Source organism: Streptomyces sp. NPDC027185 (assembly GCF_055567035.1).
The window spans coordinates 801,644-827,949 of sequence record NZ_JBVHRF010000002.1 but is presented as its reverse complement, the minus strand read 5'-3'; the positions used below and the strand labels follow the sequence as shown (position 1 = coordinate 827,949).

Annotated in this window: 24 protein-coding genes and 1 pseudogene; 9 read left to right on the top strand and 16 right to left on the bottom strand. The window is 74.0% G+C overall.

Annotated elements, in window-relative coordinates; genetic code table 11:
• Positions 1 to 24: 24 nt before the first annotated feature.
• Positions 25 to 1,437 (bottom strand): aminotransferase class V-fold PLP-dependent enzyme, encoded by a 1,413-nt coding sequence (locus ACZ4M8_RS08830; protein WP_467604643.1) that lies wholly within the window; start codon positions 1,435 to 1,437, stop codon positions 25 to 27.
• Positions 1,438 to 1,933: 496 nt separating this feature from the next.
• On the opposite strand from ACZ4M8_RS08830, the gene ACZ4M8_RS08825 reads away from it, so the two are divergent.
• Positions 1,934 to 2,524, top strand: coding sequence for a Uma2 family endonuclease (locus ACZ4M8_RS08825; protein WP_467604641.1), 591 nt, complete (start codon positions 1,934 to 1,936; stop codon positions 2,522 to 2,524).
• Between the two features lie 70 nt (positions 2,525 to 2,594).
• Here the strand turns inward: ACZ4M8_RS08825 and ACZ4M8_RS08820 are convergent, their stop codons facing one another.
• On the bottom strand, positions 2,595 to 3,914 hold the full coding sequence (locus ACZ4M8_RS08820; protein WP_467604639.1) for an MFS transporter: 1,320 nt from the start codon (positions 3,912 to 3,914) through the stop codon (positions 2,595 to 2,597).
• A gap of 476 nt (positions 3,915 to 4,390) precedes the next feature.
• On the opposite strand from ACZ4M8_RS08820, the pseudogene ACZ4M8_RS08815 reads away from it, so the two are divergent.
• A pseudogene (locus ACZ4M8_RS08815) lies at positions 4,391 to 5,305 on the top strand (LysR family transcriptional regulator); the annotation flags it as partial.
• Between the two features lie 80 nt (positions 5,306 to 5,385).
• On the opposite strand, the gene ACZ4M8_RS08810 reads toward ACZ4M8_RS08815, so the two are convergent.
• Entirely contained in the window at positions 5,386 to 6,273 is an 888-nt protein-coding gene (locus tag ACZ4M8_RS08810) for an alpha/beta hydrolase family protein (protein ID WP_467604637.1), read from the bottom strand.
• A 102-nt stretch (positions 6,274 to 6,375) separates the two neighbouring features.
• Between ACZ4M8_RS08810 and ACZ4M8_RS08805 the strand changes: the two genes are divergently transcribed.
• Complete coding sequence (locus ACZ4M8_RS08805; RefSeq protein ID WP_467604636.1) at positions 6,376 to 7,512, top strand: adenosine deaminase; 1,137 nt, start codon at positions 6,376 to 6,378, stop codon at positions 7,510 to 7,512.
• Between the two features lie 165 nt (positions 7,513 to 7,677).
• Positions 7,678 to 7,950, top strand: coding sequence for a hypothetical protein (locus tag ACZ4M8_RS08800; protein ID WP_467604634.1), 273 nt, complete (start codon positions 7,678 to 7,680; stop codon positions 7,948 to 7,950).
• A gap of 82 nt (positions 7,951 to 8,032) precedes the next feature.
• Here the strand turns inward: ACZ4M8_RS08800 and ACZ4M8_RS08795 are convergent, their stop codons facing one another.
• From ACZ4M8_RS08795 to afsQ1, 5 genes are all read right to left on the bottom strand, one after another.
• Positions 8,033 to 8,239, bottom strand: coding sequence for a PspC domain-containing protein (locus ACZ4M8_RS08795; protein WP_467604633.1), 207 nt, complete (start codon positions 8,237 to 8,239; stop codon positions 8,033 to 8,035).
• A gap of 45 nt (positions 8,240 to 8,284) precedes the next feature.
• The gene (locus tag ACZ4M8_RS08790) at positions 8,285 to 8,797 is read right to left on the bottom strand and encodes a VanZ family protein (RefSeq protein WP_467604631.1); all 513 of its coding nucleotides are present in this window, start codon (positions 8,795 to 8,797) and stop codon (positions 8,285 to 8,287) included.
• 317 nt (positions 8,798 to 9,114) lie between these two features.
• Complete coding sequence (locus ACZ4M8_RS08785) at positions 9,115 to 9,732, bottom strand: hypothetical protein (RefSeq protein ID WP_467604628.1); 618 nt, start codon at positions 9,730 to 9,732, stop codon at positions 9,115 to 9,117.
• Positions 9,729 to 11,528 (bottom strand): ATP-binding protein, encoded by a 1,800-nt coding sequence (locus ACZ4M8_RS08780; RefSeq protein ID WP_467604627.1) that lies wholly within the window; start codon positions 11,526 to 11,528, stop codon positions 9,729 to 9,731. The genes ACZ4M8_RS08785 and ACZ4M8_RS08780 overlap by 4 nt, the downstream gene beginning before the upstream one ends.
• Positions 11,426 to 12,103: a two-component system response regulator AfsQ1 gene (gene afsQ1 / locus ACZ4M8_RS08775; protein WP_399086755.1), complete on the bottom strand. Its 678-nt coding sequence runs from the start codon at positions 12,101 to 12,103 to the stop codon at positions 11,426 to 11,428. Before afsQ1 ends, ACZ4M8_RS08780 begins: the two co-directional genes overlap by 103 nt.
• 290 nt (positions 12,104 to 12,393) lie before the next feature.
• Here afsQ1 and ACZ4M8_RS08770 point away from each other — a divergent pair, with 290 nt between their 5' ends.
• Positions 12,394 to 13,128 (top strand): SigE family RNA polymerase sigma factor, encoded by a 735-nt coding sequence (locus tag ACZ4M8_RS08770; RefSeq protein ID WP_467604625.1) that lies wholly within the window; start codon positions 12,394 to 12,396, stop codon positions 13,126 to 13,128.
• 306 nt (positions 13,129 to 13,434) lie between these two features.
• Here ACZ4M8_RS08770 and ACZ4M8_RS08765 read toward each other — a convergent pair whose 3' ends face one another.
• Together ACZ4M8_RS08765 and ACZ4M8_RS08760 are read right to left on the bottom strand one after the other, a co-directional pair.
• Complete coding sequence (locus ACZ4M8_RS08765) at positions 13,435 to 13,926, bottom strand: OsmC family protein (RefSeq protein WP_467604623.1); 492 nt, start codon at positions 13,924 to 13,926, stop codon at positions 13,435 to 13,437.
• A 72-nt stretch (positions 13,927 to 13,998) separates the two neighbouring features.
• Entirely contained in the window at positions 13,999 to 14,694 is a 696-nt protein-coding gene (locus ACZ4M8_RS08760; protein WP_467604622.1) for an ATP-binding protein, read from the bottom strand.
• Between the two features lie 296 nt (positions 14,695 to 14,990).
• Here ACZ4M8_RS08760 and ACZ4M8_RS08755 point away from each other — a divergent pair, with 296 nt between their 5' ends.
• Positions 14,991 to 15,377, top strand: coding sequence for a hypothetical protein (locus ACZ4M8_RS08755; protein ID WP_399086743.1), 387 nt, complete (start codon positions 14,991 to 14,993; stop codon positions 15,375 to 15,377).
• Between the two features lie 66 nt (positions 15,378 to 15,443).
• On the opposite strand, the gene ACZ4M8_RS08750 is transcribed toward ACZ4M8_RS08755, so the two are convergent.
• The 3 genes from ACZ4M8_RS08750 to deoC are packed head-to-tail and all read right to left on the bottom strand — an operon-like array spanning position 15,444 to position 18,776.
• A complete protein-coding gene (locus tag ACZ4M8_RS08750) occupies positions 15,444 to 16,304 on the bottom strand; it encodes an aldehyde dehydrogenase family protein (protein ID WP_467604620.1) in 861 nt (286 codons plus the stop codon).
• Complete coding sequence (locus ACZ4M8_RS08745; RefSeq protein ID WP_467604618.1) at positions 16,297 to 17,772, bottom strand: aldehyde dehydrogenase family protein; 1,476 nt, start codon at positions 17,770 to 17,772, stop codon at positions 16,297 to 16,299. Before ACZ4M8_RS08745 ends, ACZ4M8_RS08750 begins: the two co-directional genes overlap by 8 nt.
• Positions 17,773 to 17,780: 8 nt before the next feature.
• Positions 17,781 to 18,776 (bottom strand): deoxyribose-phosphate aldolase, encoded by a 996-nt coding sequence (gene deoC / locus ACZ4M8_RS08740; RefSeq protein WP_467605322.1) that lies wholly within the window; start codon positions 18,774 to 18,776, stop codon positions 17,781 to 17,783.
• A gap of 321 nt (positions 18,777 to 19,097) precedes the next feature.
• On the opposite strand from deoC, the gene ACZ4M8_RS08735 reads away from it, so the two are divergent.
• Positions 19,098 to 19,721: a PH domain-containing protein gene (locus tag ACZ4M8_RS08735; RefSeq protein WP_467604615.1), complete on the top strand. Its 624-nt coding sequence runs from the start codon at positions 19,098 to 19,100 to the stop codon at positions 19,719 to 19,721.
• Between the two features lie 305 nt (positions 19,722 to 20,026).
• Here the strand turns inward: ACZ4M8_RS08735 and ACZ4M8_RS08730 are convergent, their stop codons facing one another.
• The 3 genes from ACZ4M8_RS08730 to ACZ4M8_RS08720 all read right to left on the bottom strand — a co-directional run bounded on the left by ACZ4M8_RS08730 (position 20,027) and on the right by ACZ4M8_RS08720 (position 23,508).
• Positions 20,027 to 21,706: a phospho-sugar mutase gene (locus ACZ4M8_RS08730; protein WP_467604613.1), complete on the bottom strand. Its 1,680-nt coding sequence runs from the start codon at positions 21,704 to 21,706 to the stop codon at positions 20,027 to 20,029.
• A gap of 158 nt (positions 21,707 to 21,864) precedes the next feature.
• Positions 21,865 to 22,686 (bottom strand): purine-nucleoside phosphorylase, encoded by an 822-nt coding sequence (locus tag ACZ4M8_RS08725; protein WP_467604611.1) that lies wholly within the window; start codon positions 22,684 to 22,686, stop codon positions 21,865 to 21,867.
• 384 nt (positions 22,687 to 23,070) lie between these two features.
• The gene (locus tag ACZ4M8_RS08720) at positions 23,071 to 23,508 is read right to left on the bottom strand and encodes a gamma-glutamylcyclotransferase family protein (RefSeq protein ID WP_399086723.1); all 438 of its coding nucleotides are present in this window, start codon (positions 23,506 to 23,508) and stop codon (positions 23,071 to 23,073) included.
• Positions 23,509 to 23,622: 114 nt separating this feature from the next.
• Here ACZ4M8_RS08720 and ACZ4M8_RS08715 point away from each other — a divergent pair, with 114 nt between their 5' ends.
• Both ACZ4M8_RS08715 and ACZ4M8_RS08710 read left to right on the top strand, forming a co-directional pair.
• Complete coding sequence (locus ACZ4M8_RS08715; RefSeq protein WP_467604609.1) at positions 23,623 to 25,068, top strand: NAD(P)H-quinone dehydrogenase; 1,446 nt, start codon at positions 23,623 to 23,625, stop codon at positions 25,066 to 25,068.
• A gap of 237 nt (positions 25,069 to 25,305) precedes the next feature.
• Positions 25,306 to 26,250, top strand: a complete 945-nt coding sequence (locus tag ACZ4M8_RS08710; protein WP_467604607.1) for a DeoR/GlpR family DNA-binding transcription regulator — start codon at positions 25,306 to 25,308, stop codon at positions 26,248 to 26,250.
• The last annotated feature ends 56 nt before the right edge of the window (positions 26,251 to 26,306 follow it).

Sequence of the window (26,306 nt, the reverse complement as noted above, 5' to 3'; positions counted from 1 at the left end):
CCGTATCCCGGGTGTCCGCTGCCGTCAGCAGTGCACCCGCGGGGGCAGCCCCTTCACGTCCACCGGCCGGTCACGGTACGACGCGGCGAAGTCCAGGAAGGCGCGGACGTCGGACTCGTGGGACGAGACGCCCAGCGAGACCCGTACCGCGCCGCCGAACGGCAGCCCCAGCGCCCGCACGTAGTCGTCGACCGTGCCGGACTCCCGGCGGCTGACCGTCTCCAGGGCGGCGCGGGGTATGCCGAAGGCGGTCTCGCCCGCGCCGGGGTTGCAGAAACAGCCCGTGCGCAGCGAGATGCCCCGGGCGGAGCTGTCCCGGGCGACGGCCCGCTCGTCGATGACGGCGCCGTGCGGGTCGAGCAGATGCAGTGCGACCGTGCCGCCGCGCATCCGGGTGCCGGCGGGCCCGTACACCCTGGCCAGCGGCGCGCCGTTGGTGTGCCGCAGGTCCCGCAGACCGTCGAGCAGCCGGGCGGTGAGCGCCGTGACGTGGGCGTGGACGGCCTCGGGCCCGATGCCGTCGAGCCAGTCCAGGCCCGTGGCGATGTCCGGGATGCTGAGGTAGTTGAGCGTGCCGTCCTCGAAGGCGCTCTCGTCGTCGGTCATGCGGTGCCAGCCGCCGCCGGCACTGGCGACCTGGACGGTGCCGCCGGAGAACCACGGCCGCCGCAGCACCGCCAGCGCCTCCCGGCGGGCGATGAGGGCGCCGATCCCGGTCGGATAGCCGAAGACCTTGTACCAGCTGAGCGCGACGAAGTCGGGGTGCACCCGGCTCAGGTCGAGCCGGGTGGTCGGCAGCTGGGCGGCGGCGTCCAGCAGCACGTGCCAACCGCGCTCCCGCGCCCGCCCGATCCAGTCGAGCGGATGGCGCACCCCGGTGAAGTTGCTCTGTGCCGGATAGGCCAGCAGCCGCGGCGCGCCGCGGCTGTCCGCCCCGCCGAGCACGTCGTCCACCTCCGCGTCGGCGATCCGCAACTCCCGGCCGGTGAACGGTATGGAGGTGACGGACGCGCCGCCCGCGGTGGCGAACGACCTCAGCCCGAGGACGGAGTTGTGGTTGTCCAGCGTCAGCGCCAGCCGCCCGCCGGGCGCGAACGGGTACGCCTCCCCGACCAGGCGGCAGGCGCCGGTGGCGTTGGGAGTGAAGATCACGGCGTACTCGGCGGGGTCGGCGCGCAGGTACCGCAGCACCCGCGCGCGGGTGTGTTCGATCAGCGCGGTGGAGGCGGCGGAGGTGGGGTTGGCGGAGTGCGGGTTGCCGAAGCAGCCCGCGGCTATGCGGTCGGTGTGGGCACGCAGGCTGCTGCGGGCCGGGAGCCCGGCGCCGGCGTGGTCGAGGTAGACGTGCCCCTGCGCGTCGAGATAGTCGAACTCGGTGGCGCGCAGCGCGTCGAAGCCCTGCGCGGGGGGTGCGGGGGTGGCAACTGCGTCGGACATGGTTCCTCTTCGGACGTCGCGGGTGGGGCGCGGAGCGCCGGTTCGCGGGTGCGCGCCTCTTCTTCAACGTACGCCTGACCGGCCCTCAACAACCGTCCTGACAAAGGGATTAAGGGGATACCCGGAGAGATTTAGGGGTCTTGTTCGAATGTCCCCCGACGCCCTGGAGGGCCGGCCCCTGACGTCCGGCCGCCCGGCCCCCGAGGCCCTGCCGCCGGGCGCCCGGCTCACCGCCCTGGAACCAGCCGCACGGGCCCCGGTGCCCGGCCCGGCATCATGCCCCGACGCCCCGCCTCCGCGCCCGCCCCCGGCGTCCGCGCCCGCTCCGCGCGTACGTCCGCGGGCCCATCGGGACGGCCCCTCCGCCGCCTCGCCCGTAGTGCCGGAACGTACCTTCTGACCTGCGGTTTCTCGTTCGGGTGAGAGCGTTGCGTGGACGGGGTGGGCGCCCGCCGGGCATGCTGGGATGGGTGACGTACCGATAGAGGAGACCGCCATGAGCGCACTCACCGTCGACCACACTCCGGACCAGGGCCGCGAGTGGGACGACACCGTCCGCATCTGGGAACAGACGGACGCGCCGGAGGGCTGCAAGGTGGAGATCATCGAGGGGATCGTCACCGTGTCACCGCCGCCGGACACCGCCCACAACTTCATCGCCGACAAGATTCAGCGCCGTCTCTACACCGTGCTCCCCGAGGACTGGGGCATCTACCAGACCCTCGGGGCGGAGGTCCCGTCCCGTAAGGGGCTCTACATCCCGGATCTGGCGGTGGTTCCGGACGCGGTGGTCCGGGAGGTGACGGGCTGCTACGTCCCGGCGGGCGCCGCCGAGCTGGTGGTCGAGATCACCTCGAAGGCCAACGCGAGCCACGACCGGAGCGCGAAGGCCGCCGGGTACGCCCGTGCCGGCGTTCCGCTCTACCTCCTCGTCGACCGGTGGGCTCCCGGCGGGCCCACCATCACGCTCTACGGGGAGCCGACGGGCGACGTCTACCGCGTGCTCCAAGCGGTGAAGTTCGGCGACGAGCTGGCCCTTCCGGCGCCTTTCGACCTCCTGCTGGACACGGGGATCTTCCCCGCCTGACCACCCCACGACGAAGGGCCCGCCCCACCAGGACAGGTGGTGGGGCGGGCCCTCCGGGTTCGAGGGGGCCTTACGCGGCCTTCTGGAGGCGCAGCATCCGCTGTTCGGCGAGCGCCTTGCGGGTCGCGTAGAGGGTGATCGCGGCGGCGGTGACCATCGCCAGCAGGCCGAGGACGACGGTGCCGTCCCAGCCCGCCGCGCGGAAGGCCATGGCGCCGAGCGCCCCGCCGACGCTGCTGCCCGCGTAGTACGCGCACTGGTACAGCGCCGACGCCTGGGCGCGGGCCGACTTGGCGGCGCGGCTGACCGAGGACGAGGCGACCGCGTGCCCGGCGAAGAACCCGGCGGTGATCAGGACCAGCCCGGCCAGCACCCCGGCGACCGTGTCGGAGAGGGTCAGCAGCAGCCCGGCGGTCGTCGTACCGACCGCGAGGTAGAGCGCGCCGCGGCGGCCCATCCGGCCGACCAGCTTGCCCGCCGCCGCGGACGACGCCGTACCGACCAGGTACACCAGGAAGACCGAACCGACGATGCCCTGCGGCAGGTTGAAGGGTTCGGAGACCAGGCGGTAGCCGATCACCGTGTAGATCGCGCCGAAGACCGTCATGAACAGCGCGCCGATGCCGTACAGGCGGCGCAGCAGCGGATCGGCGAGATGCGTGCCGAGGGTGCGGGCGAGGGCGCGCGGGCCGACCTGACGCGAGACGAAGTGCCGGGCGCGGGGCACCAGCACCCGGAAGATCACCGCGCACACCACGGCCATCAGACCGACCGCGGCGAGCGCCGCCCGCCAGCCCCACGCCTGCGCGACCCAGCCGGTGACGATCCGGCCGGACATCCCGCCGATGCTGTTGCCCGCCACGAACAGGCCGATCGCACCGACCAGCGCCCGGGGACGGACCTCTTCCGCGAGGAACGCCATCGCCGACGCGGGCAGCCCGGCCAGCGCCACGCCCTGTGCGACGCGGAGCGCGATCAGCCAGCCCAGCGACGGTGCGAACGGCACGAGCAGGGCGAGCAGTGCGGCGACGGTCAGCGAGGCGGTCATCATCGTGCGGCGGCCGAAGCGTTCGGAGACCGCGCTGAGCGGGATCACCGCGAGGGCCAGCCCGAAGGTGGCGCCGGAGACCGTCCAGCTCGCCTGGTCCGGCGAGACGTGCAGGGACGCGGAGATCGCGGGGAGCAGCGCCTGCGTGGAGTACAGCAGCGCGAAGGTCGCGAGACCCGCGGCGAAGAGGGCGAAGCTCATCCGGCGGTAGCCGGGCCCGCCCGGGTGCAGCTTGGCCGCGTCGGGGTCGACGGCGGCGGCTGCGGAGGAGGAGTCGGGGGACGACAGGGGAGAGGCGGCCGCACGGGTGGTGGCGGTCGCCCCGGTATCAGCGGGAGGCATGGTGTGAACGTAGGCCGCCCACGTTTTATGTGTCCAATGCATGGAAACGCCATAATCGATGTGCTGGCGTATGACAGCAGTTCAGCGCGGGCGGTGTCACCGCTTCGCAACAGAAAAGACATCCGGAGCAGCAAACGGGAAGGCGGTCGGCGATGGCGAAGGAGCGGACACGGGGCCGTACCGGGGGCACGGACGCCGGGCGCGGCGCGGGCCGTCCGTCCGATCCGGGCCGGACGCCCGGCGCGCCGCACCCGTCCCCCGGGCGGCGTGCCACGGGCCGCCCCGCGGACGGCTCCCGGACCGCCGCCCCGGCCACCGGCGCGGCACGGTCCGCCCCCACCGGCACCGAGCGCCCCGCCCCCACCGGTACGCCCCGCCCCGCCACCGGCTCACCGCGTCCGGCCACCGGCGGTCCCCGCCCCGGCAGCCCGGTCCGCCGCACCACGCCCCGCGCCCCCGCCGAGGCGTCCGACGGCGCCGATGTCGGCGCGGGGTCGTGGGCGCTCGCCCTCGCGCCCCGGCTCGCGCAGTTCACCGCGGTCGCCCGGTACGAGCACGTCACCCGCGCCGCGCAGGAGCTGGGGATGCCGCAGCCGACGCTCAGCCGGGCGCTGGTGCGGCTGGAGGACGAGTTGGGCGTCGCCCTCTTCGCCCGGCACGGCCGTACCCTCTCGCTCACCCCGGCGGGCCGTGCCTTCCGCGCCCAGACGGAGAAAGCGCTCGCCGATCTGGACCGCGCCACCGAAGCCGTCCGCGCCGACGCCGACCCCGCCGCCGGGAAGGTCGCCTTCGGCTTCCTCCACACCCTCGGCTCCGAGACCGTCCCCGGGCTGCTGCGCACCTTCCGCGCCGACCACCCCCGGGTCCGCTTCCAGCTGGTGCAGAACCACGGCGAGGCGATGATCGAGCGGCTGCGCGCCGGCGACCTCGACCTCTGCCTGACCTCGCCGGTCCCGGACTACCCGGACCTCGTCGCCCGTCGCCTGGACGAGCAGAAGCTGCGGCTCGTCGTCCCCGACGACCACCCCCTGGCCGTCCGCAAACGCATCCGGCTGGCCGAGGCGGCGACCGAACTCTTCGTCACCCTGGAGCCGGGCTACGGGCTGCGCCGGATCACCGACGCGCTCTGCGCGGAGGCCGGGTTCGCGCCCCGGATCGCGTTCGAGGGGGAGGAGGCGGAGACGCTGCGCGGGCTGGTCGCCGCCGGGCTCGGCGTGGCGCTGCTGCCGCCGCCCGCGGTGCCCCGGCCCGGCGTCGCCGAGCTGACGGTCACCGCGCCCCGCGCCGTCCGCGAGATCGGCCTCGCCTGGCTCGACGGCCACCAGGACACCCCACCGGTCGCCGCCTTCAAGAAGTTCCTGCTGAGCCGCCGCGGCCTGCTGCTGCGCTGAGGAAGCCCGTAACTCCTTGTACGGAAAGGGAGTTACGGGCTTCCTCGCGGTCCTCGCGTACGACGATCCGGCGGTCCCGGCTACCGCCGCAGCGACGCGCCGAACCCGGCGGCCAGCGGCATCCGCAGGCCCAGGGGCGGCGGCGCGGCCATCGCGTCCTGCACCGGGCGGGCGAAGTCCTCGGCGAAGAGCACGCCGAGCAGGAAGTCGACGGCGAGCGCGTGGACCTCGAAGCGGTGCTGGAGCAGCGCGTGGCCGTCGGAGTGCACCTCGAACCGGCAGGTGTCCCGGTTGATCTTCTTGACGCGCTCGGCGTAGCGGTACGACAGCTCCGGGTCGGTCCGCCCGTCGTTCGTCCCGTGCACCAACATCACCTGACGGCCGACGAGTTGCTTGACCGGATCGGACGTCTGCGGCGGGGCGCCGGACTCCGTCGCGTCCCGCGGACCGGACTCGTCCGCCCCGTCCGGCTCCGTCCGCCGTCCGCCGTCCGCCGCGTCCGGCTCCGGGAACCACGGCGCGAGCCCCAGCACCGCGCCGACCGCCGGATGGCCCGCCGCGTGCAGCGCCGCCCGCGCGCCCATCCCGGCACCGACCAGGCAGACCGGCACATCGCCGTACCGGCGGACCACCTCCTCGACCGCCCAGGCGGCGTCCCGTACCGGATCGCCCGCGGCGCCGTTCCAGCCCCGGTGGCGGTAGCGCACGACATGGGCGGTCAGCCCCTCGGCGCGCCCCGCGCGGGCCAGCCGGCCGGCGAGCGGCCGGACCGCGAGCGCTGGCCACGGCGACGGGCGCCCCGTCCCGTCCGGGGGTCCGTCCGGCAGTAACAACGCCACCCCGCTGACCGAACGCCCGGATCCGCCCGCGCCGCCTCGCCGCAGAGCGGCGCGTACCCCCTCGTCACCGGATGCTCCCAGCGGTTTTCCCAGCCGGGCGTCACGCACCGGCAGTGCTTGCTGAGCCATGCCAGAACGATGGCAGATCGTAGCGGGTGGGCCACCCCGCCGACGGGTCACCGTTACGTATCGTTCGGTGAGTTCTACGCGCGTAGGCGCTAGAGTGCCGCAATGACGAGCGAGACCAGCACCCTCCCGACCAGTGACCAGATCCGGCGCGCACCGAAGGTGCTGCTCCACGATCACCTCGACGGCGGGCTGCGCCCCGCCACCGTCGTCGACCTCGCCCGCGCCTGCGGATACACCCAACTGCCCGAGACCGACGCCGGAAAGCTCGGCGACTGGTTCCGCGAGGCGGCCGACTCCGGTTCGCTGGAGCGGTATCTGGAGACCTTCGCGCACACCTGCGCCGTCATGCAGACCCGCGAGGCGCTGACCCGGGTCGCCGCCGAATGCGCCGAGGACCTCGCCGCCGACGGCGTCGTCTACGCCGAGATCCGCTACGCCCCCGAGCAGCACCTGGAGGGCGGGCTGAGCCTCGAAGAGGTCGTCGAGGCGGTCAACGAGGGCTTCCGCGAGGGCGAGCGGCGGGCCCGCGCGGCCGGACACCGCATCCGCGTCGGCGCGCTGCTCACCGCGATGCGGCACGCCGCCCGCGCCCTGGAGATCGCCGAACTCGCCAACCGCTACCGGGACTCCGGCGTCGTCGGCTTCGACATCGCGGGCGCCGAAGCCGGCTACCCGCCCACCCGCCACCTCGACGCCTTCGAATACCTCAAGCGCGAGAACAACCACTTCACCATCCACGCGGGCGAGGCGTTCGGCCTGCCGTCGATCTGGCAGGCGCTCCAGTGGTGCGGCGCCGACCGGCTCGGCCACGGCGTGCGGATCATCGACGACATCCAGGTCGGCGACGACGGCACCATCACCCTCGGCCGCCTCGCCTCGTACGTCCGCGACAAGCGCATTCCGCTGGAGATGTGCCCCAGCTCCAACCTCCAGACCGGCGCCGCGCCCTCGTACGCGGAGCACCCGATCGGGCTGCTGCGGCGGCTGCAGTTCCGGCTCACCGTCAACACCGACAACCGGCTGATGAGCGGTACGACGATGTCCCGGGAGTTCGGCCACCTGGTGCGGACGTTCCGCTACACCCTCGATGACATGCAGTGGTTCACGGTCAATGCGATGAAATCAGCATTCATTCCTTTCGATGAACGTCTCGCCATGATCAACGACGTCATCAAGCCGGGCTACGCGGAGCTGCGCGCGGAGTGGCTCTTCCCGAAGGCGGTCCCAACTACCGCGTGACACACGGCTCCTGAGGGGGCGTGAGCCCTCGGGCGGGGGAGCGGACGGGGCGGTCGGGGCGTTGCGCACCGGCCGTTTTCCCGCGCCCGGGGATGTTTGCGGCACCCTGGGCGGCTCACTACGTTGCGTTGCCGGTCGACTCCCCATCACGAGGACGTAATTGCGATGAAGCAGGCAACCATCAAGACGCTCGGCACCGCCCTCCTCGGCGTGGCCTTCGCCGCCACCGCCGCGGGCTCCGCCTCCGCGGTCGACGCCGGTCAGCTCGGCGGCGTGCTCCACAAGCTGCCGGTCAAGCAGACCGCCGACACCGTCTCCGGCGTCTCGAAGACGGCCCACTCGGCCACCGGCGACATCCGGGCCACGCCCAACGCCAAGGGGAACCGCCTCCTGGGCGGCCTGCCCACCAACGCCCTCGGCAAGGTCCTCGGCGGCTGAGCCCCGCACCGCACCGTGCCCCGGCCCCGCCTAGCGCAGGGGGCCGGGGCACCGCCGTGTCCGGGCGCCGCTCACCGGGGGTTCACCAGGCGGTGGCGGCGCTCTCCGACTCGGACGGCAGCAGCAGCCACAGCGCCAGGTAGACGAGGAACTGCGGGCCCGGCAGCAGGCAGGAGAGGACGAATATCACGCGCATCGTCGTCGGCGTCGTACCGAAGCGGCGGGCCAGACCCGCGCAGACTCCGGCGATCATGCGGTTGGTGCGGGGGCGGACCAGTGCGGCGGCCATGAGGACTACTCCTTCTCGACGGAACGGGGCGAATGCCCCGGTATCTCAAAGGTAGGTACGCGACGCGGAGAGGACATCAGCCTTCGGGAGGGGGCCGACCCTGGTGATTCTCGGGGTCGCAACCCTGAGAGCCTCCGCCCGGCGGCGGAGCCGGGCCCGCACCCCGGGGACGACGGCGAGATGCGCCAGCGCCACCCCCAGGACGTTCAGCAGCAGCGTGTCGATGTCCGCCACCCGGCCCGGCACCGAACTCTGCAACGCCTCCAGGACCAGCGCCAGCAGCCCGCCGGCGCCCACCGTGCGGAGCAGGGACAGCACCGGGGAAACGTTCAGTCGCCCTCCGGCGAGCGGCAGCAGCACGCCCAGCGGGGCCAGGGCCAGCAGCGGTACGCCGATACCGCACACCGCCTCCCACGGGCCGCGGGACAGCGCGGCGCCGATCGTCGCCAGCGGTTCGAGATTGGCCTCCGGGACCCAGGGCACCTGCCGGGGCCACAGCATCAGACGGCCGATGACCAGCAGATGCACCACGAGGAGGAGCCGTCCGGTGGCGCGCATACGGAAGGTGGCGAAAACGCCGGGGCCATGCTGCACACAGCCCAGGACGCCGGGACCGGCGGCCGCGGTTCCGCCCCGCGTCCGGGCCGGGCCCGGCAGGGGGGAGGGCCGCGGGCGGGCGCTCCGGGGAGCCGCGCCCCTTCGGGCCTTCACGGGGAGCGCGGACCCCTGAGGGGCGCGAGCGCGGACCCCTGAGGGGCGCCCCTGAGCCCGAAAGCCCCGCCCCCGACACGAGAGCCCGCCCCCACGAGGGAGAGCCCGCCCGAGGAGCCGGACGCGAGGCCGGGGCCGCACGCCCGGAGGCCCCCCGCGCGCCCCTACGGAACGACCGGCGTCTCCTCGACCGTCTCCCGCCCGGCGTCCGGGTGGGCGCGGACGGCCGCCGTGCAGGCGTAGCGGTGCGGCGGTTCCGTGGCGTCCGGGCCGCCGAGGACCGCCGCGTGGGAACGGCCGAGCGCCGGGACGTCCCCGAAGGTGCAGGCGAGCTGGGCCAGCGCGAAGGACGGCAGGGCGTCCGGGGGCACGCTCAGCCGCAGCGTCCCCGCGGGGTCGCCCGGCCGTGCTTCCGCGACCGTCAGGTCCTCCGGCACCGCGGACGCGAAACCGGCCTCCTCCTCGGGCGCCGACGGCGGGCGGCGCAGCTCACCGAGGAGGGTCCGGGCCGCCTCCAGCGGCGCCGTCCCCGCGGCACGCGCCACCGGGCGGTCGACGGGCACCAGCGCCCCGCCGCACACCAGGTACACCGTGACCGTCGTCCGGTCCGGGCCCTTTTTCCCGGCGCCCTCCTCCTCGGCCTCGCAGCTCACCCGGGACGGCGCGCCCCCGGCGTCCACCGGGACCGTCGTCCCGCGGACCCCGCAGCCGGCCAGCGTCAGGGCCGTGACGGCGATCAGCGCGCCGCCCGCCGCCCGGCGCGGCCGTCCCGCCCGGCTCACCGTCCGCCCTCCGCGCCACCGCGGGCACCGTCGTCCCCGGCGCCCGGCGTACGGGTCACACCGCCGTCCTCGCCGCGGTCGTCGCCGGCCAGCCGGGAGGCGTCCATCGGCAGCCGCAGCGTGAAGACCGCGCCGCCCTCGGGGAGGTTGGCCGCGGTGATCTCACCGCCGTGGATGTGCGCGTTTTCCAGGGCGATCGACAGGCCCAGACCGCTGCCGTCGGAACGGGGCCGGGACGCGCTCGCCTTGTAGAAGCGGTCGAAGACGTGCGGCAGGACCTCCTCGGGGATACCGGGGCCGTGGTCGCGCACCCGGATCAGCAGGGAGCCGTCCGCCGGGCCGTCCGCCGGCTCCGCGCCGGACGCCGCACTGCTGCCGGCGCGGACCGCCTCGGGCGGGCACCGGTGCTCGGCCCCCGACGCGTCCTTCGTACGGACCGACACCCGCACCGGCGAGCCGCCGTGCTTGAGGGCGTTGCCGATGAGGTTGGCGAGGATCACGTCGAGGCGGCGCGGGTCGAGGCGGGCGACGATGCCGCGGTCCGCGTCCAGCTCCACGGCGTCCAGCCAGGCGCGCGCGTCGATGCACGCCGTCACCTGGTCGGCGACGTCGACGTCGTCCAGCACCAGCCGGGCGGTGCCCGCGTCGAAGCGGGTCACCTCCATCAGGTTCTCCACCAGGTCGTTCAGCCGCCGGGTCTCGCTGACCACCAGCCGCACCGCGGGCTCGATCATCGGGTCCAGGGAGTCGGCCTCCTCCTCCAGGACCTCCGAGACCGCGGTGATCGCCGTCAGCGGCGTCCGCAGCTCGTGCGACATGTCCGCGACGAACCGCCGGGACGCCGCCTCCCGCGCGCTCAGCTCCTCCACCCGCTGCTCGACCTGCTCCGCCGTACGGTTGAACGTCCGGGACAGATCAGCCAGTTCATCGGTGCCGGTCACCCGCAGCCGGGTCTCCAACCGGCCCTCGCCCAGCTGCCGCGCCGCGTGCCCGAGCCGCTGCACCGGACGCAGCACCATCGACGCGGCGGCCTGCGCCAGCAGCGCCGAGCCGACCAGCGCCAGGGCCGTCGCGATCCCCAGCGACCAGGCCAGGGAGTTGAGGTCCTGCCGCTCCGTCGCCAGCGACTTCATCAGATAGCCGGTCGGCCCGCCGCCGGTCACCTTCGCCCCGGCGACCAGGTACGGCACGTCGCCGACCTCCTTGCGCTGCCAGTACAAGTGGTGCGAGAAACGGTTGGCGTCGTCCACCGGGCGCGCGGTGTCCACCGCCGTGCGCAGCGACGCGGGGACGCTCCCCGGCGTCAGCAGCTCCCGGTCCGTCGCGGCCACGCACTCCTTGCCCTCGGAGTCCGTACCGATCAGCAGGACCGCGTAGTTCTGCGGCCCGGCGGCCATCTGCCGCGCCGCGTCCTTCAGTTCCCCGCACCGCGGCTGCACCGGCAGCGCCCCGGCACGCTCGGCCAGCGCCGTACGGAAGTCCTTGAGCACCGCGTTCTGGGTGCGCTCCAGGACGGTGTTGCGGTTGAGCCAGTACGCGATGCCGGACGCGGAGACCGCCGCCGTCAGCGCGACCAGCGCGAAGACGAACACCAGCCGCATCCGCAGGCTCGTCCAGCGCAGCAGCCCCGCCGCCCGGCGCCGGAACCGCGGCAGCCGCCGGGCGCGGCCGTCCGCGCCGGTGGCGCCGTCCGTCACTGCGGGGTGTCCAGCCGGTAGCCGACCCCGCGGACCGTACGGATCAGCGTCGGCGACGACGGGACGTCCTCGACCTTGGCCCGCAGCCGCTGCACACACGCGTCCACCAGACGCGAGTCGCCGAGGTAGTCGTGCTCCCACACCAGCCGCAGCAGCTGCTGACGGGAGAGCGCCTGACCGGGGCGGCGGCTCAGCTCCAGCAGCAACCGCAGCTCGGTCGGGGTCAGCTGGAGGTCCTCGCCGTTCTTGGTGACCGTCATCGCCGAACGGTCGATCACCAGCGAACCGAACGTCGCCGCGTCGTTCGACTCCCGCTCCCCGCGGCGCAGTACGGCCCGGATCCGGGCGTCCAGCACCCGGCCCTGCACCGGTTTGACGACGTAGTCGTCCGCCCCGGACTCCAGGCCCACCACGACGTCGATGTCGTCGTTGCGGGCGGTCAGCAAAATGATGGGCAGTTGGTCCGTACGCCTGATCCGCCGGCACACCTCGAAACCGTCGATGCCCGGCAGCATCACATCCAGCACGATCAGGTCCGGCCGCTGCTCGCGCAGCAGCAGGAGGCCGTCCTCGCCCGACGCCGCGGTCACCACACGGTGACCTTGGCGCGACAGGGAGAGTTCGAGCGCCGTGCGGATGGCGTCGTCGTCCTCGATCAGCAACAGGAAAGGCACGCCCGCCATTCTGGCCCATGGCCCCCCACCGCATCGACCGGCCGGTGGCGCGGGACACCAACCCGCTCCCCGGGGGCCGCCGAGTGCGCCGTGAAGGGCCCAAAAGACCCCCCAAGGCACATCCGGCACGCCTGTGACGTGCGCTTCGCGCATGTCGCGGGCCCCTGTGACACGGCTGTGACAGTCGACGGACAACGCGATGAAACTGCGTTGGCAGGGTTCTTGGCACCGGGAGGGACACCGACCGGGACAGACCGATCAAGCCAGGCTCTACCGACGGGGGGCGCGAGATGAACACCAAGCACGCCAAGAGCACCAGCACGGTGGTCACGCGTCTCTGCGACGTCGCACGGGCCTCCGAGAAGTCCGGTGCTGCGGGAGGGCGGGGGTGCTCCCGCGGCACCGGACGTCAGCGGCAGCCGTACATGATCGCCGTTGACGCCACGGTGAACGGCCCGGCGCCCGCCGGCCCGGCCACGGAGCGCACCGCGCCCGCCGACGGGTCCGACGCCGCCTTCACCGCGTACGTCCAGGAGCGCCGCTCCGCGCTCTACGCCACCGCCTACCACCTGACCGGCGACCGCTACGAGGCCGAGGACCTGCTGCAGAGCGCCCTGTTCTCGACCTACCGCGCCTGGGACCGGATCAGCGACAAGGCGGCGCTCGGCGGCTACCTGCGGCGCACCATGACGAACCTGCACATCAGCGCGTGGCGCCGCCGCAAGCTGAACGAATACCCCACCGAGGAACTGCCGGAGACGGCGGGCGACGTGGACGCGATGCGCGGTACCGAACTGCGCGCGGTGCTCTGGCAGGCGCTGGCCCGCCTGCCCGAACCGCAGCGCACCATGCTGGTCCTGCGCTACTACGAGGGCCGTACGGACCCGGAGATCGCGGACATCCTCAACATCAGTGTCGGCACGGTCAAGTCCAGCATCTGGCGCTCGCTGCGCCGGCTGCGTGAGGACGAGGTCCTCAGCTTCGGCCGTGACGAGGAGGAGTCCTTCGGCGAGCTGGTGGCCTGAAGGACGGGGAGAAAGCCCGAGGGGATCAAGGGCTGCGGACACGTCCCGGAAACGGGGGACACGGGGGAACACGGTCCGGCCGGACTACCGCGAAGGCCGTGCGTATCCGGGACGCGTCCGCGAACAAGGGGAGAAAGCGGGGGGACCCGAGGGAAGGGGAACGGGGGAACACGGGGGAAGGCGAAGCGGGTCCGGACAGCCGGGGAGGGCGGTCCGGACCCGCTTCGCCATGTGTGCCGTACGGCCGCAGCCCCGCCCGGCCGCCGCACGCCGGCGCGTTCCGGGCGGGGCTGCGGCCGTGATGTCTCAGCGCACGGCCTCCGCCTGCACCTCGATCCTCGCCTCGTACCGCACCGGGAACGCCACGGAGTTGGCGATGAAGCACCTGCGGTGCGCCTCCTCGTGGAGTTCCCGCGCGCGCTCGCGCATCGGCTCCGCCGTGACCCGCACCCTCGGGCGCAGCACCGCCTCGGTGAACGCGCCGCCCCCAAAGCCGTCCTCCGTCATCGTGGCGTCGGAGTTGTCCTCGTAGCCGGTGACCGTCACGCCGTTCAGGGCGCACAGTGCGAGATAGGTCAGCATGTGGCACTGCGACAGGGCGGCGAGCAGCAGCTGTTCGGGGTTCCAGGCGTCCGCGGAGCCGAGGAACGCCGGGTCGGCGCTGGCGACGAGCGGCGGTGGGCCGTCGGCGCTGACCTCGTGCTCACGGTCATAGTCGCGGTAGCCGCTGGTCCCCGTGCCGGTGTCGCCGGTCCAGACGACGCGCGTACGGTACGTGTGCTCCCTGGCCTTCGGCATGGGGGTCCTCCCGGGACGCCGTTTCCGTGGCGGCCACCGGGTCCGGCGGCCGGGCTCAGGAGCCTACGTGCGTCACTCCGAGGCCGCCGCCGGTACGGGAGATCCCGCCTCTTCGGGGGTTTCCGGCCCTTCGGCGCGGCCGTCGCCCGGACCCGCCGTCCGCGCCGCCGCGATCCGGGCCAGCGCCTCGGGGCGGGCGCACGGGTGGGCGCCGAGCGCCGTCTGCCGCGCCACCACGGAGCGTTCGGCCCGCAGCAGCCGCAGCCCGCGGCGTATCAGGTACGGCACCGGCTTGCGGCTCTCGCGCACGTCCCGCAGCAGCCGGCGGCGGAACGTCGTCGTGGGCCGTCCGCGCAGGCACAGCGCGTCGGCGAGCAGCCCGGCGGCCCGGCAGCGGTCGATCACCTCGGCGGCGAAGATGCCCTCCGCGACGAAGAGCGCGGCGCCGTCCAGCGTGACGTCCACGGCGCCGGTGCGGGCGCTGGCCCCGATGTCGTACACCGGGACGGCCGCGCGGCCCTCGTGGCAGAGCGCGGCGACGGCGGTGACGGCGGCGTCCGCGTCCCAGGAGAGCGGGGAGTCCCAGTCGGCGCCGCCGCCCTCGGGCAGCTGCGGCAGCGTCGGGTCACCGGCCTCCTTGTAGAAGTCGTCGAGCCGGAGCACCGGCAGGCCCGTACGGGCAGCGAGGGAGGACTTGCCCGATCCGGAGGGACCGGTCAGCAGCAGGACGCGGGCGGCGGGGCGCCGGGCGGCGGACGGAAAGCTCACGGGACCCCATTGTCCGGCATCCGCCCCGCCGGGCCACCCCCTGGGCCGCGCCGGTCACCTCACATCCGGCCGGCGGGCCGGTACACCGCCCCGGGCGGGGCGCGGACCCGCGCCCCGGTACGGCCCGCACCGGCCCGGTCGCGGCGGCCCGCCGTCGATCCGTACGAACCGTACGAAGTGGATCGCCCGGCGCCCCATCAACTACGCTGTGCGGTCAAGTGATCACCGAACGGTTCCTCTCCCGTGGAAGGGTTCCCCGCTCCGGGGCCCTCCGTCGCACAGGCAGGTGGCAGCGCATGGCCTCTCACGCACGTCCCAAGCCCGCTCGGCTCTCCCGTACGCTCCTGCGGGCCTCGCTCGCGGTCTCCGCGGCCGGGGCCGCGCTCGTGGCGGGCGGCGGTGCGGCGAGCGCGGCCCCGGTGAAGTCCACGGACACCGGCGCCACCGCCTCCGCGCTCTCCGGCGCGCTGCTCAACTCCGTGGCCGGCGCCACCGGACCGGTCAAGAACCTCCAGCTCGACCCGCTGGCCAACACCTCCGTCGACCCGCTCGCCAACGCCGTCGGCACTCAGGTCGCCGACTTCAAGCCGGTCGGCACCCAGTTGCTGACCGACCCGGTCACCAAGGGCGGCGCGCTCAAGGACCTGCCGCTGATCGGCGCGGTCACCCGCCTCCTGCCGTAGCGCCTCAAGAAGCGTACGGGCCCCGATCCGCGCCGGATCGGGGCCCGTGGTGCCGGGGCGACGGGCTCAGACGCCCATCGGGTGCCACACCGTCTTCGTCTCCAGGAAGGCCAGGAGACGGCCGGTGCCCGGGTCGGCGGACCAGTCCACCGGGGCGGGGCGGCGCACCCGCTTGAGGTTGTCCGCCGCCGCGGTCTCCAGCTCCGCCGCCAGCTCGGCGTCCGCGCCCGCCAGATCGATGGCGTTGACGTCCTGGTGCGCGGCGAGCGGCGCGCCCAGCTCCGCCGTACGGCCGGAGAGGAGGTTGACCACCCCGCCCGGCAGGTCGGAGGTGGCCAGCACCTCGGCCAGCGACAGCGCGGGCAGCGGGGCCCGCTCCGCCGCCACCGCGACCACGGTGTTGCCCGTGACGATCGCGGGCGCGAGCACCGACACCAGCCCGAGGAACGACGACTCCTGCGGCGCCAGCACCGCGACCACACCGGTCGGCTCCGGCGACGACAGGTTGAAGTACGGGCCCGCGACCGGGTTGGGACCGCCCGCGATCTGGGCGACCTTGTCGGACCAGCCCGCGTACCAGACCCAGCGGTCCACGGCCGCGTCCACCTGCGCCGCGGCGTCGGCCTCGGCCAGCCCCTCGGCCGCCGCGACCTCCGCGGTGAACTGCGCCCGGCGGCCCTGGAGCATCTCCGCGACGCGGTAGAGGATCTGCCCGCGGTTGTACGCCGTCGCGCCCGACCAGCCGCCGAACGCCTTACGGGCCGCGACGACCGCGTCCCGCGCGTCCTTACGGGACGCCAGCGGCGCGTTGGCCAGCCAGTTGCCCTCGGAGTCGGTCACCTCGTACACCCGCCCGCTCTCGGAACGGGGGAACTTCCCCCCGACGTACAGCTTGTAGGTCTTGAAGACGGAGAGTCGGTCAGCCATGGTGCTCGCCCTTCGGGGTCGACGGGGTCAGATACGCCGCCAGTCCGTGGCGGCCGCCCTCGCGGCCGTGGCCCGACTCCTTGTAGCCGCCGAACGGCGACGTCGGGTCGAACTTGTTGAAGGTGTTGGACCAGACGACCCCGGCGCGCAGCTGGTTCGCCATCCACAGCATCCGCGAACCCTTCTCCGTCCAGATCCCGGCGGAGAGTCCGTACGGCGTGTTGTTCGCCTTGGCGACGGCCTCCTCCGGTGTACGGAACGTCAGGACCGACAGCACCGGGCCGAAGATCTCCTCGCGGGCGATGCGGTGCGCCTGGGTGACGCCGGTGAAGAGCGTCGGCGCGAACCAGTAGCCGGACGAGGGGAGTTCGCACTCGGGGGACCAGCGTTCGGCGCCCTCGGCCTCGCCCGCGTCGGCGAGCGCGGTGATCCGGGCCAGCTGCTCGGCGGAGTTGATCGCGCCGATGTCGGTGTTCTTGTCGAGCGGGTCGCCGACCCGCAGCGTCCGCATCCGGCGCTTGAGCGCGTCCAGCAGCTCATCGGCGACGGACTCCTGGACCAGCAGCCGCGAACCGGCGCAGCAGACATGGCCCTGGTTGAAGAAGATGCCGTTGACCACGCCCTCGACGGCCTGGTCGAGCGGGGCGTCGTCGAAGACGATGTTGGCCGCCTTGCCGCCCAGCTCCAGCGTCAGCTTCTTGCCGGTGCCGGCGACCGTGCGCGCGATGGCCTTGCCGACCTCGGTGGAGCCGGTGAAGGCGACCTTGTCCACGTCCGGGTGCGCGACCAGCGCGGCGCCCGTGGAGCCGTCACCGGTCAGGATGTTGACGACGCCCTTCGGCAGCCCCGCCTGACGGCAGACGTCCGCGAAGAACAGCGCCGACAGCGGGGTGGTCTCGGCGGGCTTCAGCACCACGGTGTTGCCGGTGGCCAGCGCCGGGGCGACCTTCCACGCCAGCATCAGCAGCGGAAAGTTCCACGGGATGACCTGCCCGGCGACGCCCAGCGGGCGCGGGTTCGGGCCGTAACCCGCGTACTCCAGTTTGTCGGCCCAGCCGGCGTAGTAGAAGAAATGCGCGGCGACCTGCGGCAGGTCCGCGTCGCGGGACTCGCGGATCGGCTTGCCGTTGTCCAGCGTCTCCAGGACGGCCAGCTCACGCGAGCGCTCCTGGATGATCCGGGCGATCCGGAAGAGGTACTTGGCCCGCTCGGCGCCGGGCAGCGCGGACCAGGTCACGAACGCCGCGCGGGCGGCGGCCACGGCTCGGTCGACATCGGCGGCCTCGGCCTGCGCGACCTCGGACAGCACCTCCTCGGTCGCGGGCGAGACGGTCTTGAAGACCTTGCCGCCCGCCGCCGGGGCGAACTCTCCGTCGATGAAGAGTCCGTACGACGGCGCGATGTCGACCACCGCGCGGGACTCGGGCGCCGGGGCGTAGGTGAAGGGCGTGGAAGCGTCGAAAGTCATGGGTTGCCTCAGTCCACCGTGACGTAGTCGGGGCCGGAGTAGCGGCCGGTGCTGAGCTTCTGGCGCTGCATCAGCAGGTCGTTGAGCAGGCTGGAGGCGCCGAACCGGAACCAGTCGGCGGTCAGCCAGGGCGCGCCCAGCGTCTCGTTGACCATGACCAGGTACTTCATCGCGTCCTTGGTCGTCCGGATACCGCCGGCCGGCTTCACGCCGACCTGCACACCGGTGGCCGCGTGGAAGTCGCGGACCGCCTCCAGCATCAGGAGCGTCACCGGCGGCGTGGCGTTGACCGCGACCTTGCCGGTCGAGGTCTTGATGAAGTCGGCGCCCGCGAGCATCGCCAGCCAGGAGACCCGGCGGACGTTGTCGTACGTCTGGAGTTCACCGGTCTCGAAGATCACCTTGAGGTGGGCGGCGCCGCCTCCGGGCCGGGCGCACGCCTCCTTCACGGCCCTGATCTCCTCGAAGACCGACAGATAGCGGCCGGCGAGGAACGCGCCCCGGTCGATGACCATGTCGATCTCGTCGGCACCGGCGGCGACCGCGTCCCGGACGTCGGCCAGCTTGACCGGCAGCGCGGCGCGGCCCGCCGGGAAGGCGGTCGCCACGGACGCGACATGGATACCGGAGCCGGCGAGCGCCTCCTTGGCCGTCGCGACCATGTCCGGGTAGACGCAGATCGCCGCGACCTTCGGGACGGTGCGGTCGGTGGGGTCCGGGTTGATGCCCTTGGCGCACAGCGCCCGCACCTTGCCGGGGGTGTCGGCTCCTTCGAGCGTCGTCAGGTCGATCATCGAGACGGCGAGGTCGATGGCGTACGCCTTCGCCGTCGTCTTGACCGAGCGGGTACCGAGGGCGGCGGCACGGGCCTCCAGGCCGACCTTGTCGACGCCTGGGAGGCCGTGCAGGAAGCGGCGCAGCGCGCCGTCGTCGGCGGTCACGTCCGCCATCGACGCCAGCCGCCCCGCGGCTTCCTTGCCGTATGCGGGAACTGTGGTGGGCATGGTCACGAGGGGAGCATATCTACGCGCGTAGCGGCCTGTCATCCCCCCAGGAAGGCCGGGGCGTGCGGGAATGTGGCGCGCGCCCGGGGCCGCCCCCGGGGGGCGGGGCGCGGTAGCCCGGCGGGGTACGTGAGGGGACAGGCGCCCGGTCGGTGGCCGAGCCTGCGGGGGCGCCGGGACGGGCCGCTGCGGGGCGTACGCGCCGGCGGCGCACGCCCCGCCGGTGCCGTCGCGCTCCGTCCCGTCCCGGATACGGCGTTCCGCCCGACCGATGCCGTAACGCAATGTCCGGCATCCGGACGGTCAGGCAGAATCGGCACCATGACGCGTCAGGAACCCGCCGGTACGGCCCCGCAGAAGTACGCCGAGCGCAGCTACCGCTCGCCCATGGGCCTGGTCGGCGGCGCCCTGCTGATCGCCCTCGGCCTCTGGCTCGGCGGCGACGCCCTGGTACGCGGGGCCCTGGAGACCAAGCTCACCGCACTCTTCGCCCTGCTCCTCGGCGTCCCGCTGGTCGCCGCGTTCACCCTGCGCCCCGTGGTGAAGGCCGGCGAGGACCGCCTGCTGGTCCGTAACCCGTTCCGCACCCTGACGCTCCCCTGGGGCGCGATCGAGGACCTCCGCGCGTCCTTCTCCTGCGAGGTCTTCACCACCGGCGGCCGCAAGTACCAGCTCTGGGCGATCCCGGTCTCCCTGCGCCAGCGCAAGAAGGCGGGACGCCAGGCCGCGCGCGGAGCGGCACCGCGCCGCTCCGGCCTGGGCGGCGATCCCGGCCCGGTGCCGCGCGCCATGGCCGACCAGACGATGGACGAACTGCGCGAGATCAAGGCCCAGGCCGTCCACCGGGAGGGTGCGAGCGGCGAGCCGGTCGTCCGGTGGGCTCACGGCTTCATCGTGCCGTGTGTGGTGGGGGCCGTAGGGCTGGCCGTGATGCTGGCGGTGTAGGGGGCTCGGAGGGCGGAGCGGCACTTGCGCCCTGCGTCGCCGCCCCGGTCCGCAAGGCCCCGGGCAGCCGCGTCCGCGGAGCCCGCACAGGCCCCCCCGCGCACGCGGGGCTCACCGGACGGTCTTCGATCTGCTGGTCGCCCGGACGGGGCCATCCCCGCGTTCGCGGGTGGACGCGGCCTCGACGCTCAGCACGTCGACCTCCCAGGGAACACCCCCGCGCACGCGGGCCCCTCCGGGCTCTTCCCCGGCCCGAGCCACGCGCTCCGGCCGGACGGCCACCGCCGCCCGGCCGGAGCGCGCCCTCAGATTCCCGCGGCCTCTCCCAGGTCGGCCTTCAGCCCCGCCAGCGCCGCGGCGGCCCGCTCCCGCGCCTCGGGCAGCGCGTCCGCGGACGCCACCGGCAGCACGACCTCCAGGTAGCACTTGATCTTCGGCTCCGTGCCGCTCGGGCGGACCACGATCCGGCCCGCCGCCACCCCGCGCTCCGGCGCGCCGGCGAGCGTGTACCGCAGGCCGTCGGTCGGCGGCAGCGCGTCCGTGCCGTGCGAGAGGTCCTCGGCCGAGGCCACCGGCAGTCCGGCGAGCGTCGCCGGCGGCGCCTCGCGGAGCCGGCGCATGGCGCCGGCGATCAGGGACAGGTCCTCGACCCGGACGGACAGCTGGTCGGTGGCGTGCAGGCCGTACTCGACGGCGAGGTCGTCCAGCAGGTCGGTGAGGGTGCGGCCGGAGTGCTTCAGCTCCGCGGCCAGTTCGGTGATCAGCAGGGCGGCGGTGATGCCGTCCTTGTCGCGGACGCCCTCGGGGTCGACGCAGTAGCCCAGCGCCTCCTCGAACGCGTACCGCAGGCCGTCCACCCGGGCCAGCCACTTGAAGCCGGTCAGGGTCTCCTCGTAGGGGAGGGCGGCGGCGGAGGCGATCCGGGAGAGGAGGGAGGAGGAGACGATGGTGGTGGCGAAGGTGCCGGACGCCTGCTTGCTGACGAGGTGGGCGGCGAGGAGCGCGCCGACCTCGTCGCCGCGGAGCATGCGCCAGCCCGCGTCGGTGCCGGGGGCGGGGACGGCCACGGCGCAGCGGTCCGCGTCCGGGTCGTTGGCGATGACGAGGTCGACGCCGTCGCCCGCGGTGCGGGCGGTGGCGAACGCCAGGTCCATCGCGCCGGGCTCCTCCGGGTTGGGGAACGCGACGGTCGGGAACTCCGGGTCCGGCTCGGCCTGTTCCGCGACGACCAGCGGGGCGGGGAACCCGGCGCGGGCGAACGCGGCGAGCAGCGTGTCCCGGCCGACGCCGTGCATCGGGGTGTAGACGACCCGGGCGTCACGCGGCGAGCCCGGGGTGAGGACCGCGTCGGTCCGCTCCAGGTAGGCGGCGAGGACGTCGTCCCCGAGGGTCTGCCAGCCCGACTCCGGGCGCGGCACGTCGTGCAGCGAGCCGATCGCGGCGATCTCCGCGGCGATCTCGCCGTCCGCGGGCGGCACGATCTGGGAGCCGTCGCCGAGGTAGACCTTGTAGCCGTTGTCGCGCGGCGGATTGTGGCTGGCGGTGACCTCGATACCGGCGACCGCGCCCAGCTGCCGGATCGCGAACGCCAGGACCGGGGTGGGCAGCGGACGCGGCAGCACCGCGGCGCGCAGGCCCGCGCCCACCATCACCGCGGCCGTGTCACGCGCGAAGTCGGCGCTCTTGTGGCGGGCGTCGTAGCCGATGACCACGAGGCCGTCGCCGTCCCCGCGGCCCTTGAGGTACGCGGCGAGACCGGCGGCGGCGCGGATGACCACCGCGCGGTTCATCCGCATCGGGCCCGCGCCCAGCTCCCCGCGCAGCCCCGCGGTGCCGAACTGCAGCGTCCCGGCGAACCGGTCGGCCAGCTCGCTCACGTCACCGGCGTCGATCAGCCGGGACAGCTCCTCGCGGGTCTGCGGGTCGGGGTCCTCGGCCAGCCAGGTCTGGGCGAGACGGATCAGCTCCGCGGGTTCGGTGGCCACGTGATGCTCCTGACGACGGTGGGTGGGGCGGGTGGGACGGGGGCGGGACGGCCGGTGCCGGGCGCCCGGCGGCGTACGGGGACGGCGTACGGGCCCGGGGCGGGCGGCGGGCCGGGCGTGGCGCCCGCCCCGGCCGTCCGGCCCGGGACCGCCGGGGCTCAGAGCTTGCCGAGCACCTTGGCCAGCAGGCTGCCCATCCGCGTCGCGGAGTCGCGGCCGGCCTGGAGGACCTCTTCGTGGTTGAGCGGTTCGCCGGTCATGCCCGCGGCGAGGTTGGTCACCAGGGACAGGCCCAGCACCTCGGCGCCCGCCTCACGGGCGGCGATGGCCTCCAGCACCGTCGACATACCGACCAGGTCGGCGCCGAGCGTACGGAGCATCCGGATCTCGGCGGGCGTCTCGTAGTGCGGCCCGGGGAGCTGCGCGTAGACGCCCTCCTCCAGGGTCGGGTCGACCTCCTTGCACAGCGCGCGCAGCCGCGGCGAGTACAGGTCCGTCAGGTCGACGAAGCGGGCGCCCTCGATCGGGGAGGTGGCGGTGAGGTTGAGGTGGTCGCTGATCAGCACCGGCTGACCCGGACGCATCCCGTCGCGCAGACCGCCGCACCCGTTGGTGAGCACGATCGTCCTGCACCCGGCGGCGACGGCGGTCCGCACCCCGTGCGCGACGGCGGCCACCCCGCGGCCCTCGTAGTAATGCGTACGGCCGAGGAAGACCAGCGAGCGCTTGTCACCCGTGCGGTACGAGCGGATCTTGCCGCCGTGGCCCTCGACGGCGGGCGGCGGGAAGCCGGGCAGCTCGGTGACGGGGAACTCGTGCTCGGGCGCGCCCAGCGCCTCGGCGGCCGGGGCCCAGCCCGAGCCCATGACCAGGGCGACGTCATGGCTGGCGGCACCGGTGAGTTCGCGCAGGCGGGCGGCGGCGTCCCCGGCGGCGGCCTGCGGGTCGCGGGCGGGGTCCGTGGTAACAGATGCGTTCACGCCGACGAGGGTAGCGGGAAATCTCCTACGCGCGTAGATGCCGCCGGGGACGGGGTCGGAAGGCGCTGGTGGAGGGGGTGCGCGGGCCGGACGGGGGAACCGGGAGGGCCGGGGGAGGCGCGGGGGTTCCGGGTGTTTCCCGGGGCGGGACCCGAGGCGGAGCCCGGGGCCCTCCGGGGACGCCCTCCGGGGACGCCCTCCGGGGACGCCCTCCGGGGACGCCCTCCGGGGCCCGCCCGGGAGGCCCCGTCGTCGTGCCGTCGCCAGGGAGAGGTGCGGAGCGGACCGGGCCCGCCCGAGGTCATGCGTCCGGCCCGTCCGAGGCCATGCGTCCCACCCGCCCCGGGCACCGCCCGGCCGGGTCGCCCGCGCGGTCCGCGTCCCTCAGCAGGGCCGCTTGCGCATCTCCATGACGTAGTCGTGCGGGGCGCCCGCGGACTCGGCGGCGTCGGCGATCTCGCCCAGGTAGCGGGCGGAGGGGAGGCCGCCCTCGTAGCCGTTGAGGACGTAGAGCCACGCGGGCTCCTCGCCGTCGAGGGTGTGCACCCGCACCCGCATCCGGCGGTAGATGTCGAGGCCGACGCCCTCCCAGCGGTCCATGGAGTCCTCGTCCATCGGCGCGATGTCGTAGAGCGCGACGAACACCTGGGAGCGCGGGGCCTCGACGATGGTGGCGAGGGCGCCCTCCCAGCCCATCTGCTCACCGCCGAAGGTGAGCCGCCAGCCGTTGAGCCAGCCGGTGCCGCGCAGCGGGGAGTGCGGTGCGCGGCGGGACATCAGCCGCGCGTCGAGGTTGCCGGCGTACGCGGCGTAGAGCGACATGGTTCGAGGGTACGGGAGGCGGACCGCCCGGCTCCTGGGGAACCGAGGATCCGGAGCCGGTAAATCCGCCGCCCGCCGCACCCCGCCGGGAAGCACCGCGCGGCGTGCGGGACAATGGAGAGCGTGACTCGGATCGTGATCATCGGTGGCGGACCCGGCGGATACGAAGCGGCCCTGGTGGGCGCCTCGCTCGGCGCGGAGGTGACCGTCGTCGACTGCGACGGTCTGGGCGGGGCGTCGGTGCTGACCGACTGCGTCCCGTCGAAGACTCTCATCGCGACGGCCGAGGTGATGACGACCTTCGACTCCTCGTACGAGGAGCTGGGCATCATCGTCGAGGACGGCACGCCCGACCCGGAGCGGCCCGCCCGCGTCGTCGGCGTCGACCTCGGCAAGGTCAACCGCCGTGTCAAGCGCCTCGCGCTCGCCCAGTCGCACGACATCACCGCCTCGGTGACCCGCGCCGGCGCCCGCGTGCTGCGCGGTCGCGGCCGGCTGGAGCCGGGGCAGGCCACGGACGGCTCCCGCAAGGTCACGGTCACCGCCGCCGACGGCACCGAGCAGACCCTCGTCGCCGACGCGGTGCTGATCGCCACCGGCGCGCACCCCCGCGAGATCCCCGACGCCCTCCCCGACGGCGAGCGCATCCTGAACTGGACGCAGCTCTACGACCTCGACGAACTGCCCGAGGAGCTGATCGTGGTCGGCTCCGGTGTCACCGGCGCCGAGTTCGCCGGTGCCTACCAGGCGCTCGGCTCCCGCGTCACGCTCGTCTCCTCCCGCGACCGGGTGCTGCCCGGCGAGGACCCGGACGCCGCCGCCGTCCTGGAGGACGTCTTCCGCCGCCGCGGGATGAACGTCATGGCCCGCTCCCGCGCCGCCGCCGTCAAGCGGGTCGGGGACCGCGTCGAGGTGACGCTCGCCGACGGCCGGACGATCTCCGGCAGCCACTGCCTGGTCGCCGTCGGCTCCATCCCCAACACCGCCGGGATCGGCCTGGAGGAGGCCGGGGTCCAGATGAAGGACTCCGGGCACATCCGCACCGACCGCGTCTCGCGCACCTCCGCGCCCGGCGTCTACGCCGCGGGCGACTGCACCGGCGTCTTCGCGCTGGCGTCGGTCGCCGCGATGCAGGGCCGTATCGCGATGTACCACTTCCTCGGCGACGCGGTGGCGCCGCTGAACCTCCGGACGGTCTCCGCCAACGTCTTCACCGACCCGGAGATCGCCACTGTCGGCTACTCCCAGGCGGACGTCGACGCGGGCAAGATCGACGCCCGGGTGGTCAAGCTCCCGCTGCTGCGCAACCCGCGCGCCAAGATGCAGGGCATCCGCGACGGTTTCGTGAAGCTGTTCTGCCGTCCGGGCACCGGCATCGTCGTCGGCGGTGTGGTGGTCTCGCCGCGCGCCAGCGAGCTGATCCACCCGATCGCGCTCGCCGTCGACAACAACCTCACCGTCGAGCAGATCGCCAGCGCCTTCACGGTCTACCCGTCGCTGTCCGGCTCGCTCGCCGAGGTCGCCCGGCAGCTGCACACCCGTAAGGCGGCGAACGAGTAGCAGCCCCGCGGGGCGCGGACGGTGGGTACGTTTGTGCCCCGGGTGCGCGCGTCGGGTGAGGGGCGCGGCGGACCACTGCCGGGTGTTCGGCGCTGACCTGCGATCATGTCACCGTTGCCGGGCGGGAGTTCGGGGTAGGAGCCTTCTATACCACTCGCCCGCTCGCGCCGTGCACAATTTCCGTTAATTGGTGCAACCTGCTGAAAACAGACGGTCGTTGGCGTTACTGTCAGTTTCGTGTTCGCTGCAGAACGTCGCCAATTGATCCTTGAAATGGTGCGGGCCAACGGAGCGGTGTCGCTCCGGGAGCTCGCCCGTGTCGTCCAGACCTCCGAAGTGACCGTGCGCCGGGATGTACGCGCGCTGGAAGCGGAAGGGCTCCTCGACCGCCGGCACGGCGGAGCGGTCCTCCCGGGCGGGCTCGCCCGGGAATCCGGTCTGCCCCAGAAATCCCACCTGTCGACCGCGGAGAAGACGGCCATCGCCGATCTCGCCGCCGGTTTCGTGGAGGAAGGCGAGGCCATCGTCGTCGGTGCCGGCACCACCACCCAGGAGCTGGCCCGCCGGCTCGCGCGGGTGCCCGGCCTGACCGTCGTCACCAACTCCCTGCTGGTCGCCCAGGCGTTGGCCCACGCCAACCGCGTCGAGGTCGTCATGACCGGCGGGACGCTGCGGGGCTCCAACTACGCGCTGGTCGGCAGCGGCGCGGAGCAGTCGCTCCAGGGGCTGCGGGTCTCCCGCGCCTTCCTCTCCGGCAGCGGGCTGACCGCCGAGCGCGGTCTCTCCACGTCCAACATGCTCTCCGCCAGCGTCGACCGGGCCCTCGTCCAGGCCGCGGGTGAGGTGGTGGTCCTCGCCGACCACACCAAGCTCGGCGCCGACACGATGTTCCAGACCGTGCCGACGGACCTCATCACCCGGCTGGTCACCGACGAGCCCCCGCCCCACGACGACCGGGCGGCGACGGAGCTGCAGGCCCTCGCCGACCAGGGCGTACAGATCGCCGTCACCGGCACCGCCGCCACGGCGGACGGCGCCCCCGACCGGCGCGGCCACCGCCGGGAGGTCCCGCTCCCGGGCCAGCGCCGCAACCACCCGCCCGGTGGCGCGGCCCCGACCCTGCGCTCCGCCTCCCTGGGCGACGGGCCCCGCGTCGCCGATCTCGCCCCCCGGCGCCGCTGAGACGTCCCGGGGCCCGGCGGCACGACCGCGGGGCCCCGGGAGGTCTCAGTACGCCC

Bases quoted from the DNA above. Each gene is read 5' to 3' on its own strand.
- ACZ4M8_RS08830 (WP_467604643.1), bottom strand. From the start codon at position 1,437: ATGTCCGACGCAGTTGCCACCCCCGCACCCCCCGCGCAGGGCTTCGAC.
- ACZ4M8_RS08825 (WP_467604641.1), top strand. From the start codon at position 1,934: ATGAGCGCACTCACCGTCGACCACACTCCGGACCAGGGCCGCGAGTGG.
- ACZ4M8_RS08820 (WP_467604639.1), bottom strand. From the start codon at position 3,914: ATGCCTCCCGCTGATACCGGGGCGACCGCCACCACCCGTGCGGCCGCC.
- ACZ4M8_RS08810 (WP_467604637.1), bottom strand. From the start codon at position 6,273: ATGGCTCAGCAAGCACTGCCGGTGCGTGACGCCCGGCTGGGAAAACCG.
- ACZ4M8_RS08805 (WP_467604636.1), top strand. From the start codon at position 6,376: ATGACGAGCGAGACCAGCACCCTCCCGACCAGTGACCAGATCCGGCGC.
- ACZ4M8_RS08800 (WP_467604634.1), top strand. From the start codon at position 7,678: ATGAAGCAGGCAACCATCAAGACGCTCGGCACCGCCCTCCTCGGCGTG.
- ACZ4M8_RS08795 (WP_467604633.1), bottom strand. From the start codon at position 8,239: ATGGCCGCCGCACTGGTCCGCCCCCGCACCAACCGCATGATCGCCGGA.
- ACZ4M8_RS08790 (WP_467604631.1), bottom strand. From the start codon at position 8,797: ATGCGCGCCACCGGACGGCTCCTCCTCGTGGTGCATCTGCTGGTCATC.
- ACZ4M8_RS08770 (WP_467604625.1), top strand. From the start codon at position 12,394: ATGAACACCAAGCACGCCAAGAGCACCAGCACGGTGGTCACGCGTCTC.
- ACZ4M8_RS08765 (WP_467604623.1), bottom strand. From the start codon at position 13,926: ATGCCGAAGGCCAGGGAGCACACGTACCGTACGCGCGTCGTCTGGACC.
- ACZ4M8_RS08755 (WP_399086743.1), top strand. From the start codon at position 14,991: ATGGCCTCTCACGCACGTCCCAAGCCCGCTCGGCTCTCCCGTACGCTC.
- ACZ4M8_RS08750 (WP_467604620.1), bottom strand. From the start codon at position 16,304: ATGGCTGACCGACTCTCCGTCTTCAAGACCTACAAGCTGTACGTCGGG.
- ACZ4M8_RS08745 (WP_467604618.1), bottom strand. From the start codon at position 17,772: ATGACTTTCGACGCTTCCACGCCCTTCACCTACGCCCCGGCGCCCGAG.
- deoC (WP_467605322.1), bottom strand. From the start codon at position 18,776: ATGCCCACCACAGTTCCCGCATACGGCAAGGAAGCCGCGGGGCGGCTG.
- ACZ4M8_RS08735 (WP_467604615.1), top strand. From the start codon at position 19,098: ATGACGCGTCAGGAACCCGCCGGTACGGCCCCGCAGAAGTACGCCGAG.
- ACZ4M8_RS08720 (WP_399086723.1), bottom strand. From the start codon at position 23,508: ATGTCGCTCTACGCCGCGTACGCCGGCAACCTCGACGCGCGGCTGATG.
- ACZ4M8_RS08715 (WP_467604609.1), top strand. From the start codon at position 23,623: ATGGAGAGCGTGACTCGGATCGTGATCATCGGTGGCGGACCCGGCGGA.